Here is a 13878-nt window from a genome sequence, read left to right as displayed (position 1 = left end):
GCGCTCTTGCAGCTTTTCACGGTCGTAGTCGCTGGTGGCTTCCTCGATCTGGACGCGCACTTGCTTGACGCGCGCTTCGATGTCGCCGGCAGCGCCGCCGCCGTCGATGATGGTGGTGTTTTCCTTGCCCACTTCGAAGCGCTTGGCCTGGCCCAGGTCGGCCAGCGTGACCTTCTCGAGCGTCAGGCCGACTTCTTCAGCGATGACCTTGCCGCCGGTCAGGATCGCGATGTCTTCCAGCATGGCCTTGCGGCGGTCGCCGAAGCCCGGAGCCTTGACGGCGACGACCTTCAGGATGCCGCGGATCGTGTTGACCACCAGGGTCGCCAGCGCTTCGCCTTCGACTTCTTCAGCGATCACCAGCAGCGGACGGCCGGACTTGGCCACCTGCTCCAGCACGGGCAGCAGGTCGCGGATGTTGCTGATCTTCTTGTCGTACAGCAGCACGAACGGGTTATCCAGCAACGCGGACTGCTTTTCCGGGTTGTTGATGAAGTAGGGCGACAGGTAGCCGCGGTCGAACTGAATGCCTTCGACGACGTCGAGTTCGCTTTCGAGCGACTTGCCGTCTTCCACGGTGATCACGCCTTCCTTGCCGACCTTGTCCATCGCGTCAGCGATGATCTTGCCGATGGCTTCGTCGCTGTTGGCCGAGATGGAGCCGACTTGCGCGATTTCCTTGGAGGTCGTGGTGGCCTTGGAAGCCTTCTTGAGCTGCTCGACCAGGGCCGTGACGGCCTTGTCGATACCGCGCTTCAGGTCCATCGGGTTCATGCCGGCGGCCACGTACTTCATGCCTTCGCGGTCGATGGCTTGCGCCAGCACCGTGGCGGTGGTGGTGCCGTCACCGGCGATGTCGCTGGTCTTGGAAGCGACTTCCTTGACCATCTGCGCACCCATGTTCTGCAGCTTGTCCTTCAGCTCGATTTCCTTGGCCACGGACACGCCGTCCTTGGTCACGGTGGGGGCGCCGAAGGAGCGCTCGAGCACCACGTTGCGGCCCTTGGGGCCCAGGGTCACCTTGACCGCGTTGGCCAGGATGTTCACGCCTTCGACCATGCGGTGGCGCGCGTCAGCGCCGAAAATCACGTCTTTTGCTGCCATTGTTCGTTACCTCGAATGTGTGAGATGAATGCGGGAGGAGGGAGCGCTTACGCGACCTTCTTGAGGCCGGCAGCGGGAGCACCCTCGACCACGGCGAACAGGTCGTCTTCCTTCATGACCAGCAGCTCGTCGCCATCGACCTTGACGGTCTGGCCGGAGTACTTGCCGAACAGGACGCGGTCGCCGACCTTGACGTTCAGCACGATGAGGTCGCCCTTGTCGTTCTTGCGGCCCGGGCCGACGGCCAGGATTTCACCCTGGTCCGGCTTCTCGGCGACATTGTCCGGAATCACGATGCCCGAGGCCGTCTTGGTTTCTTGTTCGAGGCGCTTGACGATCACACGGTCGTGCAGAGGACGAAGTTTCATTGCATCTCCTAGATGGAAAACTGGGGTACCAAGAGCGTCAACGCGAAGTTGGCGCTCATTAACTTACGTCGAAGGGAGGGCCTCAGCTCAGCTGTTAGCACTCAACTCCGACGAGTGCTAATCATAAGGGATGTTTTGTGAGTTTCAAGCGCGGCGGTGCGTAGGCGGCAGCCGACCCGGTTGTTTTCCCATGTTCGGGAGTCCATGGTGGGCTGCCCGCAAGGACACCGCACCGTCCCGGCACTCAGCCGGCCGAACGCCCGGCGTCCAGGGCCGCCAGCTCTTGCGGCGTGGCCGGATGCCGCCGGCCGAAGAAGCCATGGCCATCCATTTCCAGCACCTTGTCGCCCTGCTGGTTGAACAGCTCCCAGCGCGAACGCACGATGCCGGTCTCGGGGCGCTTGCGCAGCGCGCGCGCTTGCGTGATCGTGTGGCGCAGCGACAGCACGTCGCCGGGATAGACCGGCTTGAGCCACTTCAGGCTCTCCAGCCCGGGCGAGCCGAGGCTGGACGAGTCGCGCAGCATGTTGTCCACGGTCAGCCGCATGGCCAGCGCGCAGGTGTGCCAGCCGCTGGCACACAGGCCGCCGAAGAGCGACTTGCGTCCCGCCTCTTCATCGAGGTGGAAGGGCTGCGGGTCGTAGCGGCCCGCGAACTCCTTGATCTCCTCCGCCGAAACGGTGGTGGAGCCGAGCTCGCGGACGCTGCCCGGCTGCAGGTCTTCCCAGTACGTGGTGATCGCCATCAGCGGCCTCCCGAGACTTCGAGCAGCGACATCGTGGTGTAGCTCGCCTCGGCCGAGAGCAGCCAGACGATCGCCTGCGCCACTTCCTCGGCGCTGCCGCCGCGCTGCATGGGCACCTGGTGCGCCAGGTCGCGCACGCGATTGGGCAGGCCGCCCGAGGCGTGGATCTCCGTCTCGATCAGGCCCGGCCGCACGGCGTTCACCCGAATCCCTTCGGCCGCCACCTCCTTGGCCAGGCCGATGGTGAAAGCGTCGATCGCGCCCTTGGACGCAGCGTAGTCGACATACTGCCCGGCGCCGCCGAGCCGGGAAGCCGCACTGGAGACGTTGACGATGGCACCCCCCGCGCCCCCATAGCGCGTGCTCATGCGCTTCACGGCCTCGCGCGCGCAGAGGAAGCTGCCGACGATGTTGATGTCGAACATCCGCCGCAGGCGATCGACGGCCATCTCGTCGACGCGGGCAGGGCGGTCGACGATCCCCGCATTGTTGACCAGTGCCGTGAGCCGGCCGAGCTGGCGATCCACCTGCTCGAACAGGGCGAGCACCTGGGCTTCGTCGGCCACGTCGGCCTGGACCGCGACCGCCTTGCCCCCGGCCGCGGCGATCGCAGCCACCACCTCCTGCGCCGCGGACCCGTTGCGCGCGTAGTTGACGGCCACCGCAAACCCCTTGCGGGCGGCCAGCAGGGCGGTTGCCGCCCCTATGCCCCGGCTGCCGCCGGTGACCAGCAGAACTTCATCCACTCGCTTGCTCCACGGCCGCGTTGGAGGCGGCGAGCCGTCATTAGATCAAAAGCGGGCGATTGACGCGGGCAGCCCGGATGAGAGAAGCTCCGCGACTTCCCCGCACCACCCCACATCACAGGAGAACACCAGATGGGCCAATTCATCGAACTCAAATCCGCCGACGGACAGTCCGTTCCCGCGTACGTCGCGCAGCCCGCCGGCAAGGCCAAGGGCGGCATCGTCGTGATCCAGGAGATCTTCGGCGTGAACTCGCACATCCGCTCGGTCGCCGACGGCTACGCGGAGAAGGGCTACCTGGCCGTCGCCCCGGCGATCTTCCATCGCGTGCGTCCCGACGTCGAACTGGGCTACACGCAGGACGACATGGCCGAAGGCATGGCGCTGAAGGCGGCCACCGAGGCGCTGCCCTCGCCCGGCGTGATGCAGGACATCCAGGCGGCGATCCGGCATGCGGCGCAGGCCGGCAAGGTCGGCATCGTCGGCTACTGCTACGGTGGCCTGCTGGCCTGGCGCGCCGCCTGCACGCTCGAGGGACTGAGCGCCGCGGCTCCCTATTACGGCGGCGGCGTGACCACGCCCGACGAGATCGCGCGCCAGCCCAAGGTGCCGGTGCTGGCGCACTTCGGCGACCAGGACAAGCACATCACGCTGCCCAGCGTCGAGGCCTTCAAGAAGGCGCACCCCGAGGTGGAAGTGCAGATCTATTCGGCCGATCACGGCTTCAACTGCGACCAGCGCGGCTCGTACAACGCGGAAGCAGCCAAGCTGGCGCGCGAGCGGACGCTGGCGTTTTTCGCGAAGCACGTGGGGTGAGGCCCCCGATGTCATTGCGGGCTTGAGCCGCCCCGGATGTCTTGCAGGCTTGGCCCGCCCTCGGATGTCATTGCGGGCTTGACCCGCAATCCACGACGGCGCTTCACCAGGCGCAGCGTGGATCCCGGGTCGAGCCCGGGATGACATCCAACATCCAACATCCAACGCCCAACGCCCAACGCCCAACGCCCAACGCCCAACGCCCAACGCCCAACGTCCAACGTCCAATACCCGCCACCGCCACCGCCGCCGCCGCCTTCAACGAAAACAGATGACCCTGCAACTGCACTACGACGCGGGCACCGCCGCGATGATCCCGCACATCCTGCTGGAGGAGCTCGGGGTCTCCTACGAGCGGGTGCTGGTGGAGCGCGCCCGCATGCAGCACAAGGAGCCTGCGTACCTCAAGCTCAATCCCAACGGGCTGCTGCCCGTGCTGGTCGACCGCGACCTGGTCCTCTACGAGACGGGTGCCATCGTGCTGCACCTGTGCGACACGCATGCGCAGGCAGGCCTGGCGCCGGCGCCGGGCACGCCCGAGCGCGCCGAGTTCTACAAATGGCTCTTCTGGCTGGGTAACACCCTGCAGCCCGCGCTGATCCTGTACTTCTATCCCGATCGCTGGGTGAAGGAGGGCAACACCGAAGGCGCGGCCGAAGTGAAGGCGAAGGCGCAGGAGAGGGTGAGAGCGCTGCTCACGCAACTGGATGACCTGGTCGCGCGCAGCGGCGGCCCCTGGACCCTGGGCGCGTCCTTCAGCGCCCTCGATCCCTATGTCTTCACGCTGTGTCGCTGGACGCGCAACTTCAATCATGGCAAGGCGCGCGAGTACGCGCATCTGGCCCCGTACCTTCGGCGCATGAGCGAGCGCGCCAGCGTGCAGCGCGTGTTCGCGGCCGAGGGGCTGTCAGGTCCCTTCTTCTAGCAGCTGCAGCAGGTCGAGCGCGTTGGCCGTTGCCGCGCCGGAGGCGGTGTTGTCGAAGATGCACCAGGCCTCGGCGCCTTCGCCGCGCGCGACCCGCAGGCGCTGCGCGAGCGCGCGCAGCAGCGGCTCCTCGTAGGCGGAGTAGTAGACCCGTGGGGTGCCATGCAGCCGCAGGTAGACGCGGCCGGGCCAGCCGCCCGGAACGCGCCCCGCCTCGTGCCGGACCGGGTCGGCCAGCACGCGCGCGACTTGTTGCGCGCGCAACAAAGCATCCGCCTCGGGCGTGAACCAGCTCGCATGCCGCGGCTCCATGGCCACGGCGCCCGTGTGACGCGAGCGCAGCAAGTCGAGGAAGGACTCGGCGACCACCGCATCGAACGCGAAGCTCGGAGGCAGTTGCACCAGCAGGCACGCCAGCTTGGGCCCCAGCCCTCCCGCCTCGGCCAGGAAAGTATCGAGCAGGTCCTCGCAAGCGACCAGCCGGCGCTCGTGCGTGATGGGCTTGGGCAGCTTCGCGCTGAAGCGGAAATGCTCCGGCACGGCCGCCGCCCACTTCTCGTACAGCGCGCGCCGGTGCGGCCGGTGGAAGGACGAATTGATCTCCGCGACGGCAAAGCGCGTCGCGTAGCGCGCAAGGTGGCTGTCGCCCGCGCCGAAGCGCTCTTGCTCCGCGCGCGGCAGGCTCCAGCCGGCGCAGCCCACCAGGGTCATTTGCGGCCCTTGTCCGGTCGCTTGCCTTCCGCCGTGCGGCCGGTCTGCGCCCGCAGCGCATCCTCGATCTGGCGGGCCAGCGTCTCGGGGCGGGTGGCCTGTTCCAGCACCTGGATCTCCGGGTCGTCCTCTTCGTACAGGCCCATCTTCTTGGCCATCCGGTCGAGCAGCTGCAGCATCTTGGTGTTCTCCTGCTCCGCCAGCAGGTTGATCTGCAAGTCCAGGTGGTTGCGCCGCTCGCCGATGCGCATCTCGTAGTTCTGGCTGATCAGGATGAAGGCGGAGAGGAAGATCGCCTCCAGCGACACGCACAGCGTGAGGAAGGTGAAGGGATAGGGGTCGAAGTGCGGCAACCCCGGCAGGCAATTCCACAGCAGCCAGGCGGCGAACCACGCCGCGTGAATCCACACGAAGGTGATGCTGCCGCAGAAGCGCGCGACGAATTCGGCGATGCGGTCGGCAAGCGTGCGCCTGGCGACGGCCAGCTCGTCGAGCTTGCGCATCGCCTGCACGTTCTCGCGGGTGACGTCGGCCACGCTGCGCGGGCGCCGGTAGCTGGAATGCTCGTGGTCGTTCTGGTTCATCTCAGGGCGTCGGCCGCGCCAGGTAACGCCGGCGCCAGAAGAACAGGGCCAGCACGATGGCGATCCCGATCATCGATCCCAGGGTCCACCAGAAGCCGTGCTGCACGTGGAGAAACGGAATGAACTCGAAGTTCATGCCGAAGATGCCGGCGATCAGGTTCAGCGGCAGGAAGATCGCGGTCAACACGGTGAGCACGCGCATCACTTCGTTGGTGCGGTGGCCGAGCGCCGAGAAGTGGATCTGCACCGCGGTCTCCGCGCTTTCCTGCATGCGCTGGATGTGGTGCATGGCGCGCTCGATGTGCTCCGCCACGTCGCGCGCCCGCGCCAGCAGGCCGTCCAACTCCGCCTGCTGCATCCAGTGCGGCGGCTGTTCGCGCTGGGTGTCCAGCCATTCCTGCACCGCGTCGTTCTGCTCCTCGCAGACATCCTCCAGCGCATGCAGCGCATTGCGCGCGGTCATCAGCGCGCCCCAGTCGGCTTCGCGGCTGTTGACGGCCAGCAGGTTCTGCTGCCACTGGTCCATCTCCGCGCTGAGCGACTTGCGCAGGTCCAGGTAGCTGTCCACCATCATGTTCAGCATGCGCAGCATCAGGTCCGCGGCCCCGGCGGGCAGGCGCGTGCGCACGCCCGCAGCGCCCAGGCCTTCGACCTGCACGGCGTCGCTCAGGTAACGCTGCACGAAGGCCGAAGCCGCATAGCAGCCGCTCGGGTGCACCGTGATCAGCAGGCGGTCGAACACCACGAAGCCGACCGCGCGGGTGCGGATGCGGCTGAAGCCCGCCAGGGCGCTCTTCGACTGATTGGGACCGACCTCCCCGTGCACCTCCTGCTCGGTGGCCAGGCGGCGGAAGATCACCAAGTCGTACACCGAGGTGTAGTCGTAGTGCGAGGGATGGCCGCGGTTGCCGAGGTCCTTGATGTGCAGGTCCAGCATCGGCGAGCCGCCCAGGCGGGTGGCCGCGTGCTGCAGCACCGGCAGGTCCAGGTCCAGCGCTTCGCGGTCGACATAGATCCACACGAAGCCGTCGGCCGGTGCGCGCTCCGGAACGTGGTCGAGAAAGCGCAGGGTACCGGCCGCGAATTCGATGATGTGCACGCGCGGCCGTCCTTCTCAGGCGCGCGCGGCGCGGGCCGCGGCGAGGGCGAAGTAGGTCAGCACGCCATCGGCGCCCGCGCGCTTGAAGGCCAGCAGGCTTTCCATCATCACCAGGTCGTGATCGAGCCAGCCGTTCTGTGCCGCGGCCTTGAGCATCGCGTACTCGCCGGAGACCTGGTAGGCGAAGGTGGGCACCCGGAATTCCTCCTTCACGCGCCGCACGATGTCCAGGTAAGGCATGCCGGGCTTGACCATCACCATGTCGGCGCCTTCGGCGAGGTCCATCGCCACCTCGCGCAGCGCCTCGTCGCTGTTGCCCGGGTCCATCTGGTAGACCTTCTTGTTGCTCTTGCCCAGGTTGCCGGCGGAGCCGACGGCGTCCCGGAAGGGGCCGTAGAAGGCGCTCGCGTACTTGGCGCTGTACGCCATGATCCGGGTGTGGATGTGGCTGTCGGCCTCGAGCGCGGCGCGGATCGCGCCGATGCGGCCATCCATCATGTCCGAGGGCGCCACGATGTCGACCCCCGCGCGCGCCTGGGTCAGCGCCTGCTTGACCAGCACCGCCACCGTCTCGTCGTTGAGGATGTAGCCGGACTCGTCCAGCAGGCCGTCCTGCCCGTGGCTGGTGAAGGGGTCGAGCGCGACATCGGTCATCACGCCGAGCTCGGGGAATTCCTTCTTCAGCCGCTGCACGACGCGAGGCACCAGGCCTTCGTCGTTCCAGGCCTCGCGGCCGTCCGGCGTCTTCAAGGCGGGGTCGATCACCGGGAACAGCGCCAGCGCAGGGATGCCGAGCTTCATGCATTCCTCGGCGACCGGCAGCAGCAGGTCGAGGCTGACCCGCTCCACCCCCGGCATCGAGGCCACCGCCTGCCGCTGCCTCTGGCCATCGAGGACGAAGACGGGGTAGATCAGGTCGTGCGGCGTCACCGCGTGCTCGCGCACCAGGTTGCGGGTAAACGCGTCGCGCCGCAGCCGGCGTGGGCGCCCTTGGGGATAGGGTGCGAAGGAAGTCATGGCGAAAATTGTGCCCGATGCGCGGCCGTCGTCGCCTTCGATGGCGTCAGAGAACTTAAGACTTTCAGGTTGAACGCCGCGGCACCCACTGTTAAATTACGCCCGGGCGGCTTGCCGTCCCCCGCTTTTCCTCCCTGAGCGGGCGCCTTGATGTGTGACAGCAAAAAGGCTTCCCAACCCCGGCCCTGTGAGGCCGGGGTTTTTTTTGCGCCGCGCGGCAACCGGCGAGACCACCCCGCCCGGCCGTGGCGTCCGTACACTGCGCGGCATGCTCTGGGTCAAGGCCTTCCATATCGTGTTCATCGCCAGCTGGTTCGCGGGACTGTTCTACCTGCCCCGCATCTTCGTGAACCTGGCCATGGTGCCCGTCGGTTCCGATGCCGAGCGCGCGCGCCTGCTGCTGATGGCCCGCAAGCTTCTGCGCTTCACGACGATGCTGGCGGTGCCTGCCGTCGCGCTCGGGCTGTGGCTGTGGCTCGGATACGGGGTGGGGCGCGGCGCGGGCTGGATGCATGCCAAGCTGGGCATCGTGCTGCTGATCATCGGTTATCACCATGCCTGCGCGGTGTTGCTGCGCAAGCTGGCCGCTGGCGAGAGCCGCCGCAGCCACGCGTGGTTCCGCTGGTTCAATGAACTGCCCGTGCTGTTCCTGGTCGCGGCGGTGATCCTCGTCGTGGTCAAGCCCTTCTGACATGAAGCACAAGACTTCCGCCTGGCCGCTCGCCGGGGCCTACGTGCTGCTGGTCGTGTACGCCAGCCTGTATCCCTTCACCGGCTGGCGCAACCAGGAGCTGCCGCCCTGGGAGTTCCTGTTCGCCGGCTGGCCGAAGTACTGGACCGGGTTCGATGTCGCGGCCAACGTTGTCGGCTACATCCCGCTGGGTTTCCTGTTGGCGCTGAGCTTCATGCGGCGCGGCAGGGTGCGCTACTTCGTGCGCCATCCCAATCTGATTGCGATGGTGGTGGCGCTGGCCGCCGGCACGGCCTTGTCCTTCTGCATGGAATCGCTGCAGAACTTCCTGCCTTCGCGGGTCGCTTCCAACGTCGATTTCGGCCTCAACGCCGCCGGCACGCTGATCGGGGCGATCGCCGCCACTGCGCTGGAAGTGGCCGGGGCGATCGACCGCTGGAGCCAGTTTCGCGAGCGCTGGTTCATTCCCGAAGCCCGCGGCGCGCTGGTGTTGCTGGCGCTGTGGCCGTTCGCGCTGCTGTTCCCCGCGGCCGTCCCGCTGGGGCTCGGGCAGATCTTCGAGCGCCTCGAAGGTGCGGTGGCCGAGTGGTTGCAGGCCACGCCGTTCCTCGAATGGCTGCCGATTCGCGACGTGGAACTGCAGCCGCTGGTGCCGGCCGCCGAATTGCTGTGCGTGGCACTGGGCGCTTTCATTCCCTGCCTGCTGGGCTACACGATCCTGCGCTCGCTCGGGCGCCGCGCGGTGTTTGCGGTTGCGGTCGTTGCGCTTGGCACGCTGGTGACCGCGCTGTCGGCGGCATTGAGTTGGGGGCCCAGTCATGCGTGGGCATGGGTGAGCCTGCCGGTGCGGCTGGGCCTGCTGTTCGGATTGCTGCTTGCGCTGTTGATGCTGGCTGTGCCGCGCCGCGGTTGCGCCGCCGTGCTGCTGCTCGCGCTGGTCGTGCACCTGAGCGTCTTGAACCAGGCGCCGGCCAGCGCCTATTTCGCGGACACGCTGCAGGCCTGGGAGCAGGGCCGCTTCATCCGCTTCAACGGCCTGGCGCAGTGGCTCGGGTGGTTGTGGCCCTACGCGGTGCTGGCCTACGTGCTGCTGAGAGTCGCGCGGCCGGACCGCACTCCTACAATCCGGCCATGAGCGCGCCTTCCTCCGAGACTGTACCGCAGTACTACGAACACCACGTCTTCTTCTGCCTCAACAAGCGCGACAACGGCGAGGCGTGCTGTGCCGACCACAACGCGCAAGCCGCCTTCGATCGCTGCAAGCAGCAGGTCAAGGCCAAGGGCCTTGCCGGGCCGGGCAAGGTGCGGGTGAACAAGGCAGGCTGCCTCGATCGTTGCCAGGGCGGCCCGATCGCGGTTGTCTATCCGCAGGGCGTCTGGTACAGCTACGTCGACACCGACGACATCGACGAGATCGTCGAATCGCATCTGAAGAATGGCAAGGTCGTCGAGCGGCTGCTGACCCCGCCGCACCTGGGACGCTGATGAACGCGCACACGGAGAGGCTCGAGGTTGCCGGGCCGGCGGGACGCATCCAGGTCCTGCGCGACCAGCCCGAGGGCACGCCGCGCGGCGTGGCCGTGATCGCCCATCCGCACCCGCTGTTCGGCGGCACCATGGACAACAAGGTGGTGCAGACGCTCGCGCGCGCCTTCGTGCAATCGGGCTGGAGCGCCGTGCGCTTCAACTTTCGCGGGGTGGGCAGCAGCGAAGGCGTGCATGACGAAGGCCGCGGCGAGGCCCTCGACTTCGCCGCGGTGGTGCAGGCGCTGGCGCCCGAAGGCCCGCTTTCCCTGGCCGGCTTTTCCTTCGGCAGCTTCGTGGCCGCGCAGGCGTTGCAGCCGCTGTGGTCGGCGCGCGATGTGCGCTTCGTCGTGCTGGTGGGCACGGCCGCCGCGCGGTTCACCGTGCCTGCGCTGCCGCTCGAGGCGCACGAGCGCACTCTCGTGATTCATGGCGAGCAGGACGAGACGGTGCCGCTGGCCGCGGCGCTCGACTGGGCGCGGCCGCAGTCGCTGCCGGTCACGGTGGTGCCCGGTGTCGAGCATTTCTTTCACGGACAATTACCGCTGCTGAAGAACCTGGTGGTGCGCCACCTCCGCACGCAGGCATGAGAACTCGCTGGCTGCAGGCGCTGCTCGCGCCCTGGTTGCTCTTTTTCTGCCTGGCCGCCTCCGCGCAGGGACCGCAAGCGCCGGAGATCGCGGCCCGCAGTTACCTGCTGCTGGACGTCACCGCCAACCAGATCCTGGCTGCGCGCGCGATCGACGCGCCCGAGGAGCCCGCGGCGCTGACCAAGCTGATGACCGCCTACCTGGTTGACCAGGCGTTGCGGGCCGGGAAGATCGACCTGAAGCAGACGCTGCCGGTGAGCGTGCGCGCCTGGCGCATGCCGGGCTCGCGCATGTACATCGACCCCAAGATGCAGGTCCCGGTGAACGACCTCATCAAGGGCATGATCGTGCAGTCGGGCAACGACGCCACCATGGCGCTGGCCGAGGGCGTGGGCGGCACGGCCGAACACTTCGTGGAAATGATGAACCAGGAGGCCAGGGCCCTGGGCATGAACCACACCACGTTCAAGAACCCCGAAGGCCTGACGGCGCCCGGTCACCTGACGACCGCGCGCGACCTGGGCATCCTGGCCACCCGGCTAATGCAGGACTTCCCGGACGCCATGCCTTACTACGCGATGAAGAAGTATCGCTACCAGGGCACGCCGACGGCCAACGACACCAACGGCAATATGCTGCTGTTTCGCGACCCGACGGTCGATGGACTGAAGACGGGCCACACGGACGCGGCCGGCTATAACCTCATCGCCACGGCGAAGCGGGACTTCCCGAACCTGCAGGGCCGCCGGCTGATCGCGATTGTCCTGGGCACCAGCAGCGAACTCGCCCGGGCCAATGAAGCGCAGAAACTGCTGAACTGGGGCTTCACCGCGTATGAGGGCCTGAAGCTGTTCGACGCCAACCAGCCGGTGCTGCAGCCACACGTTTGGAAGGGCTCGGAAAAGACGCTCAAGCTGGGCCAGACCCAGCCGATCGTGCTGGCCGTGCCGGTGGGCAGCAGCTCGCGGATCAAGACGCAGGTGGCCCGGCCGGATCCCCTGGTGGCGCCCTTCACGAAAGGCCAGCACGTCGGCACGCTGAAGATCCTGGCCGGCGACCAAGTGTTGCGCGAGGTGCCGCTGGTGGCGCTGGACTCGGTGGAGCAGGCGGGGGTTTTCGGGCGGGCCTGGGATGCGGTGCGCCTCTGGATCAAGTAGGGCCCGGGCCCGCTCGCAGTCTGCTGACTTGAGGGTTTTCACCAGCCGGGATATACTCGCAGGCTTTCCCGCAATTTGGGGCGGGAGAGGTATTGCCATGCCGCATATCGCGGCTGGCCGGTTTCACGACGTTTAGGGACGTTTTTCAATGCCAACCATTAACCAACTCGTGCGTCACGGGCGGGAAGTCGAGAAGATCAACTCGAAGTCCCCCGCGATGCAGAACAGCCCGCAGCGCCGTGGCGTCTGCACCCGGGTGTACACCACGACCCCGAAGAAGCCGAACTCGGCGCTTCGCAAGGTCGCCAAGGTGCGCCTGACCAACGGCTTCGAAGTCATCTCCTACATCGGCGGTGAAGGCCACAACCTGCAGGAACACTCGGTGGTCCTGGTTCGTGGCGGCCGCGTGAAGGACCTGCCCGGTGTGCGTTACCACATCGTGCGCGGATCGCTTGACCTGCAAGGCGTCAAGGATCGCAAGCAGTCCCGTTCCAAGTACGGCGCCAAGCGCCCGAAGAAGGCGTAATAGCCAGGTAGTTTGTCGGTGCTCATTCGGCCCTGGCAGGCTGAGTCAGCGTAGTGACCCACTTTCGGGTCGAGTAAGCGGGCAGCCGGATGGCGCCCTGGGTCCTTCAAGGGCCAGCTGAAGCAAATTGAGAGGTTAGAAATGCCACGTCGTCGCGAAGTCCCTAAGCGTGAAATCCTGCCGGATCCCAAGTACGGCAATGTCGAGCTCGCCAAGTTCATGAACGTCATCATGCAAGGCGGCAAGAAGGCGATCGCCGAGCGCATCGTCTACGGTGCCCTCGAGCAGATCGAGAAGAAGAACCCCGGCCGTGACCCGCTCGAGGCCTTCACCATGGCCATCAGCAACGTCAAGCCGATGGTCGAAGTGAAGTCCCGCCGCGTCGGCGGCGCCAACTACCAAGTGCCGGTCGAAGTGCGCCCGGTCCGCCGCCTGGCCCTGTCCATGCGCTGGATCAAGGAAGCTTCGAAGAAGCGCGGCGAGAAGTCCATGGCCCTGCGCCTGGCGAACGAACTGATGGAAGCCACCGAAGGCCGGGGCGGCGCCATGAAGAAGCGTGACGAAGTGCACCGCATGGCCGAGGCCAACAAGGCCTTCAGCCACTTCCGCTTCTAAAGTCCGTCCCCACCTTACAGTACGGGCCCGCCACGAGCGGGCCCGTGCCCTTTGACCGAAAGACTCATCATGGCCCGCAAAACGCCTATCGAGCGATACCGCAACATCGGTATCTCCGCGCACATCGACGCTGGCAAGACCACGACGACGGAGCGCATCCTGTTCTATACAGGGGTGAACCACAAGATCGGCGAAGTGCACGACGGCGCCGCCACCATGGACTGGATGGAGCAGGAGCAGGAGCGTGGCATCACGATCACGTCCGCCGCGACCACCTGCTTCTGGAAGGGCATGGACATGTCCTTCCCCGAGCACCGCATCAACATCATCGACACCCCCGGCCACGTGGACTTCACCATCGAGGTGGAGCGTTCCATGCGCGTGCTGGACGGCGCCTGCATGGTGTACTGCGCCGTGGGCGGCGTGCAGCCGCAGTCCGAGACGGTCTGGCGCCAGGCCAACAAATATGCAGTTCCTCGCATAGCGTTCGTCAACAAGATGGATCGCGTGGGAGCCGACTTCTTCCGCGTCCAGCAGCAGATCAAGAGCCGGCTGAAAGGCGTGGCGGTGCCGATCCAGATTCCGCTTGGGACGGAAGACGATTTCCATGGCGTGATCGACCTGGTCAAGATGCGCGCGATCCGCTGGGACGACGAGACC

General features: G+C 66.6%; 18 protein-coding genes. 10 read left to right on the top strand and 8 right to left on the bottom strand.

The window, feature by feature from the left end; genetic code table 11:
- The 4 genes from groL to JWP60_RS25445 form a co-directional block, all read right to left on the bottom strand.
- On the bottom strand, positions 1–1104 hold a 1104-nt coding region (gene groL, locus JWP60_RS25460; protein WP_299797987.1), incomplete at its 3' end, for a chaperonin GroEL.
- 47 nt (positions 1105–1151) lie between these two features.
- Positions 1152–1472: a co-chaperone GroES gene (locus tag JWP60_RS25455; protein ID WP_299797984.1), complete on the bottom strand. Its 321-nt coding sequence runs from the start codon at positions 1470–1472 to the stop codon at positions 1152–1154.
- A gap of 244 nt (positions 1473–1716) precedes the next feature.
- Positions 1717–2217 carry a MaoC family dehydratase gene (locus JWP60_RS25450; protein ID WP_299797981.1) on the bottom strand — a complete coding sequence of 167 codons (501 nt, stop codon included), beginning with the start codon at positions 2215–2217 and terminating at the stop codon, positions 1717–1719.
- Entirely contained in the window at positions 2217–2963 is a 747-nt protein-coding gene (locus tag JWP60_RS25445; protein WP_299797978.1) for an SDR family oxidoreductase, read from the bottom strand. Before JWP60_RS25445 ends, JWP60_RS25450 begins: the two co-directional genes overlap by 1 nt.
- Positions 2964–3095: 132 nt before the next feature.
- Here JWP60_RS25445 and JWP60_RS25440 point away from each other — a divergent pair, with 132 nt between their 5' ends.
- Together JWP60_RS25440 and JWP60_RS25435 are read left to right on the top strand one after the other, a co-directional pair.
- The gene (locus tag JWP60_RS25440) at positions 3096–3779 is read left to right on the top strand and encodes a dienelactone hydrolase family protein (protein ID WP_299797975.1); all 684 of its coding nucleotides are present in this window, start codon (positions 3096–3098) and stop codon (positions 3777–3779) included.
- 271 nt (positions 3780–4050) lie between these two features.
- Entirely contained in the window at positions 4051–4704 is a 654-nt protein-coding gene (locus JWP60_RS25435; RefSeq protein ID WP_299797972.1) for a glutathione S-transferase family protein, read from the top strand.
- Here JWP60_RS25435 and JWP60_RS25430 read toward each other — a convergent pair.
- Genes JWP60_RS25430 through hemB form a run of 4 tightly spaced genes read right to left on the bottom strand, consistent with a single transcriptional unit; the run spans position 4687 to position 8115 of the window.
- Positions 4687–5415, bottom strand: coding sequence for a DUF72 domain-containing protein (locus tag JWP60_RS25430; RefSeq protein ID WP_299797970.1), 729 nt, complete (start codon positions 5413–5415; stop codon positions 4687–4689). The genes JWP60_RS25435 and JWP60_RS25430 overlap by 18 nt on opposite strands.
- Positions 5412–5999: a DUF1003 domain-containing protein gene (locus JWP60_RS25425; RefSeq protein ID WP_299797967.1), complete on the bottom strand. Its 588-nt coding sequence runs from the start codon at positions 5997–5999 to the stop codon at positions 5412–5414. The genes JWP60_RS25430 and JWP60_RS25425 overlap by 4 nt, the downstream gene beginning before the upstream one ends.
- A 1-nt stretch (position 6000) precedes the next feature.
- Positions 6001–7098 (bottom strand): magnesium transporter CorA family protein, encoded by a 1098-nt coding sequence (locus JWP60_RS25420; RefSeq protein WP_299797964.1) that lies wholly within the window; start codon positions 7096–7098, stop codon positions 6001–6003.
- A 15-nt stretch (positions 7099–7113) separates the two neighbouring features.
- A complete protein-coding gene (hemB, locus tag JWP60_RS25415; protein ID WP_299797961.1) occupies positions 7114–8115 on the bottom strand; it encodes a porphobilinogen synthase in 1002 nt (333 codons plus the stop codon).
- A gap of 268 nt (positions 8116–8383) precedes the next feature.
- On the opposite strand from hemB, the gene JWP60_RS25410 reads away from it, so the two are divergent.
- From JWP60_RS25410 to JWP60_RS25375, 8 genes are all read left to right on the top strand, one after another.
- Positions 8384–8806 carry a CopD family protein gene (locus JWP60_RS25410; RefSeq protein WP_299797958.1) on the top strand — a complete coding sequence of 141 codons (423 nt, stop codon included), beginning with the start codon at positions 8384–8386 and terminating at the stop codon, positions 8804–8806.
- 1 nt (position 8807) lies between these two features.
- Positions 8808–9941 (top strand): VanZ family protein, encoded by a 1134-nt coding sequence (locus JWP60_RS25405; RefSeq protein ID WP_299797955.1) that lies wholly within the window; start codon positions 8808–8810, stop codon positions 9939–9941.
- The gene (locus tag JWP60_RS25400; RefSeq protein ID WP_299797952.1) at positions 9938–10291 is read left to right on the top strand and encodes a (2Fe-2S) ferredoxin domain-containing protein; all 354 of its coding nucleotides are present in this window, start codon (positions 9938–9940) and stop codon (positions 10289–10291) included. The genes JWP60_RS25405 and JWP60_RS25400 overlap by 4 nt, the downstream gene beginning before the upstream one ends.
- The gene (locus JWP60_RS25395; RefSeq protein ID WP_299797949.1) at positions 10291–10920 is read left to right on the top strand and encodes an alpha/beta hydrolase; all 630 of its coding nucleotides are present in this window, start codon (positions 10291–10293) and stop codon (positions 10918–10920) included. Before JWP60_RS25400 ends, JWP60_RS25395 begins: the two co-directional genes overlap by 1 nt.
- The gene (locus JWP60_RS25390) at positions 10917–12077 is read left to right on the top strand and encodes a D-alanyl-D-alanine carboxypeptidase family protein (RefSeq protein ID WP_299797946.1); all 1161 of its coding nucleotides are present in this window, start codon (positions 10917–10919) and stop codon (positions 12075–12077) included. Before JWP60_RS25395 ends, JWP60_RS25390 begins: the two co-directional genes overlap by 4 nt.
- Positions 12078–12225: 148 nt before the next feature.
- Positions 12226–12603, top strand: coding sequence for a 30S ribosomal protein S12 (gene rpsL / locus JWP60_RS25385; RefSeq protein WP_299797944.1), 378 nt, complete (start codon positions 12226–12228; stop codon positions 12601–12603).
- 141 nt (positions 12604–12744) lie between these two features.
- Complete coding sequence (gene rpsG / locus JWP60_RS25380) at positions 12745–13218, top strand: 30S ribosomal protein S7 (RefSeq protein WP_299797942.1); 474 nt, start codon at positions 12745–12747, stop codon at positions 13216–13218.
- A 69-nt stretch (positions 13219–13287) separates the two neighbouring features.
- The coding region (locus tag JWP60_RS25375; protein WP_299797940.1) for a GTP-binding protein at positions 13288–13878 on the top strand (591 nt) is incomplete at its 3' end.

Source organism: Ramlibacter sp. (assembly GCF_028291745.1).
In the GTDB taxonomy this organism is placed as follows: domain Bacteria; phylum Pseudomonadota; class Gammaproteobacteria; order Burkholderiales; family Burkholderiaceae_C; genus Ramlibacter.
The sequence above is the reverse complement of the archived record's forward strand: the minus strand, read 5'-3'. Positions and strand labels throughout refer to the sequence as shown.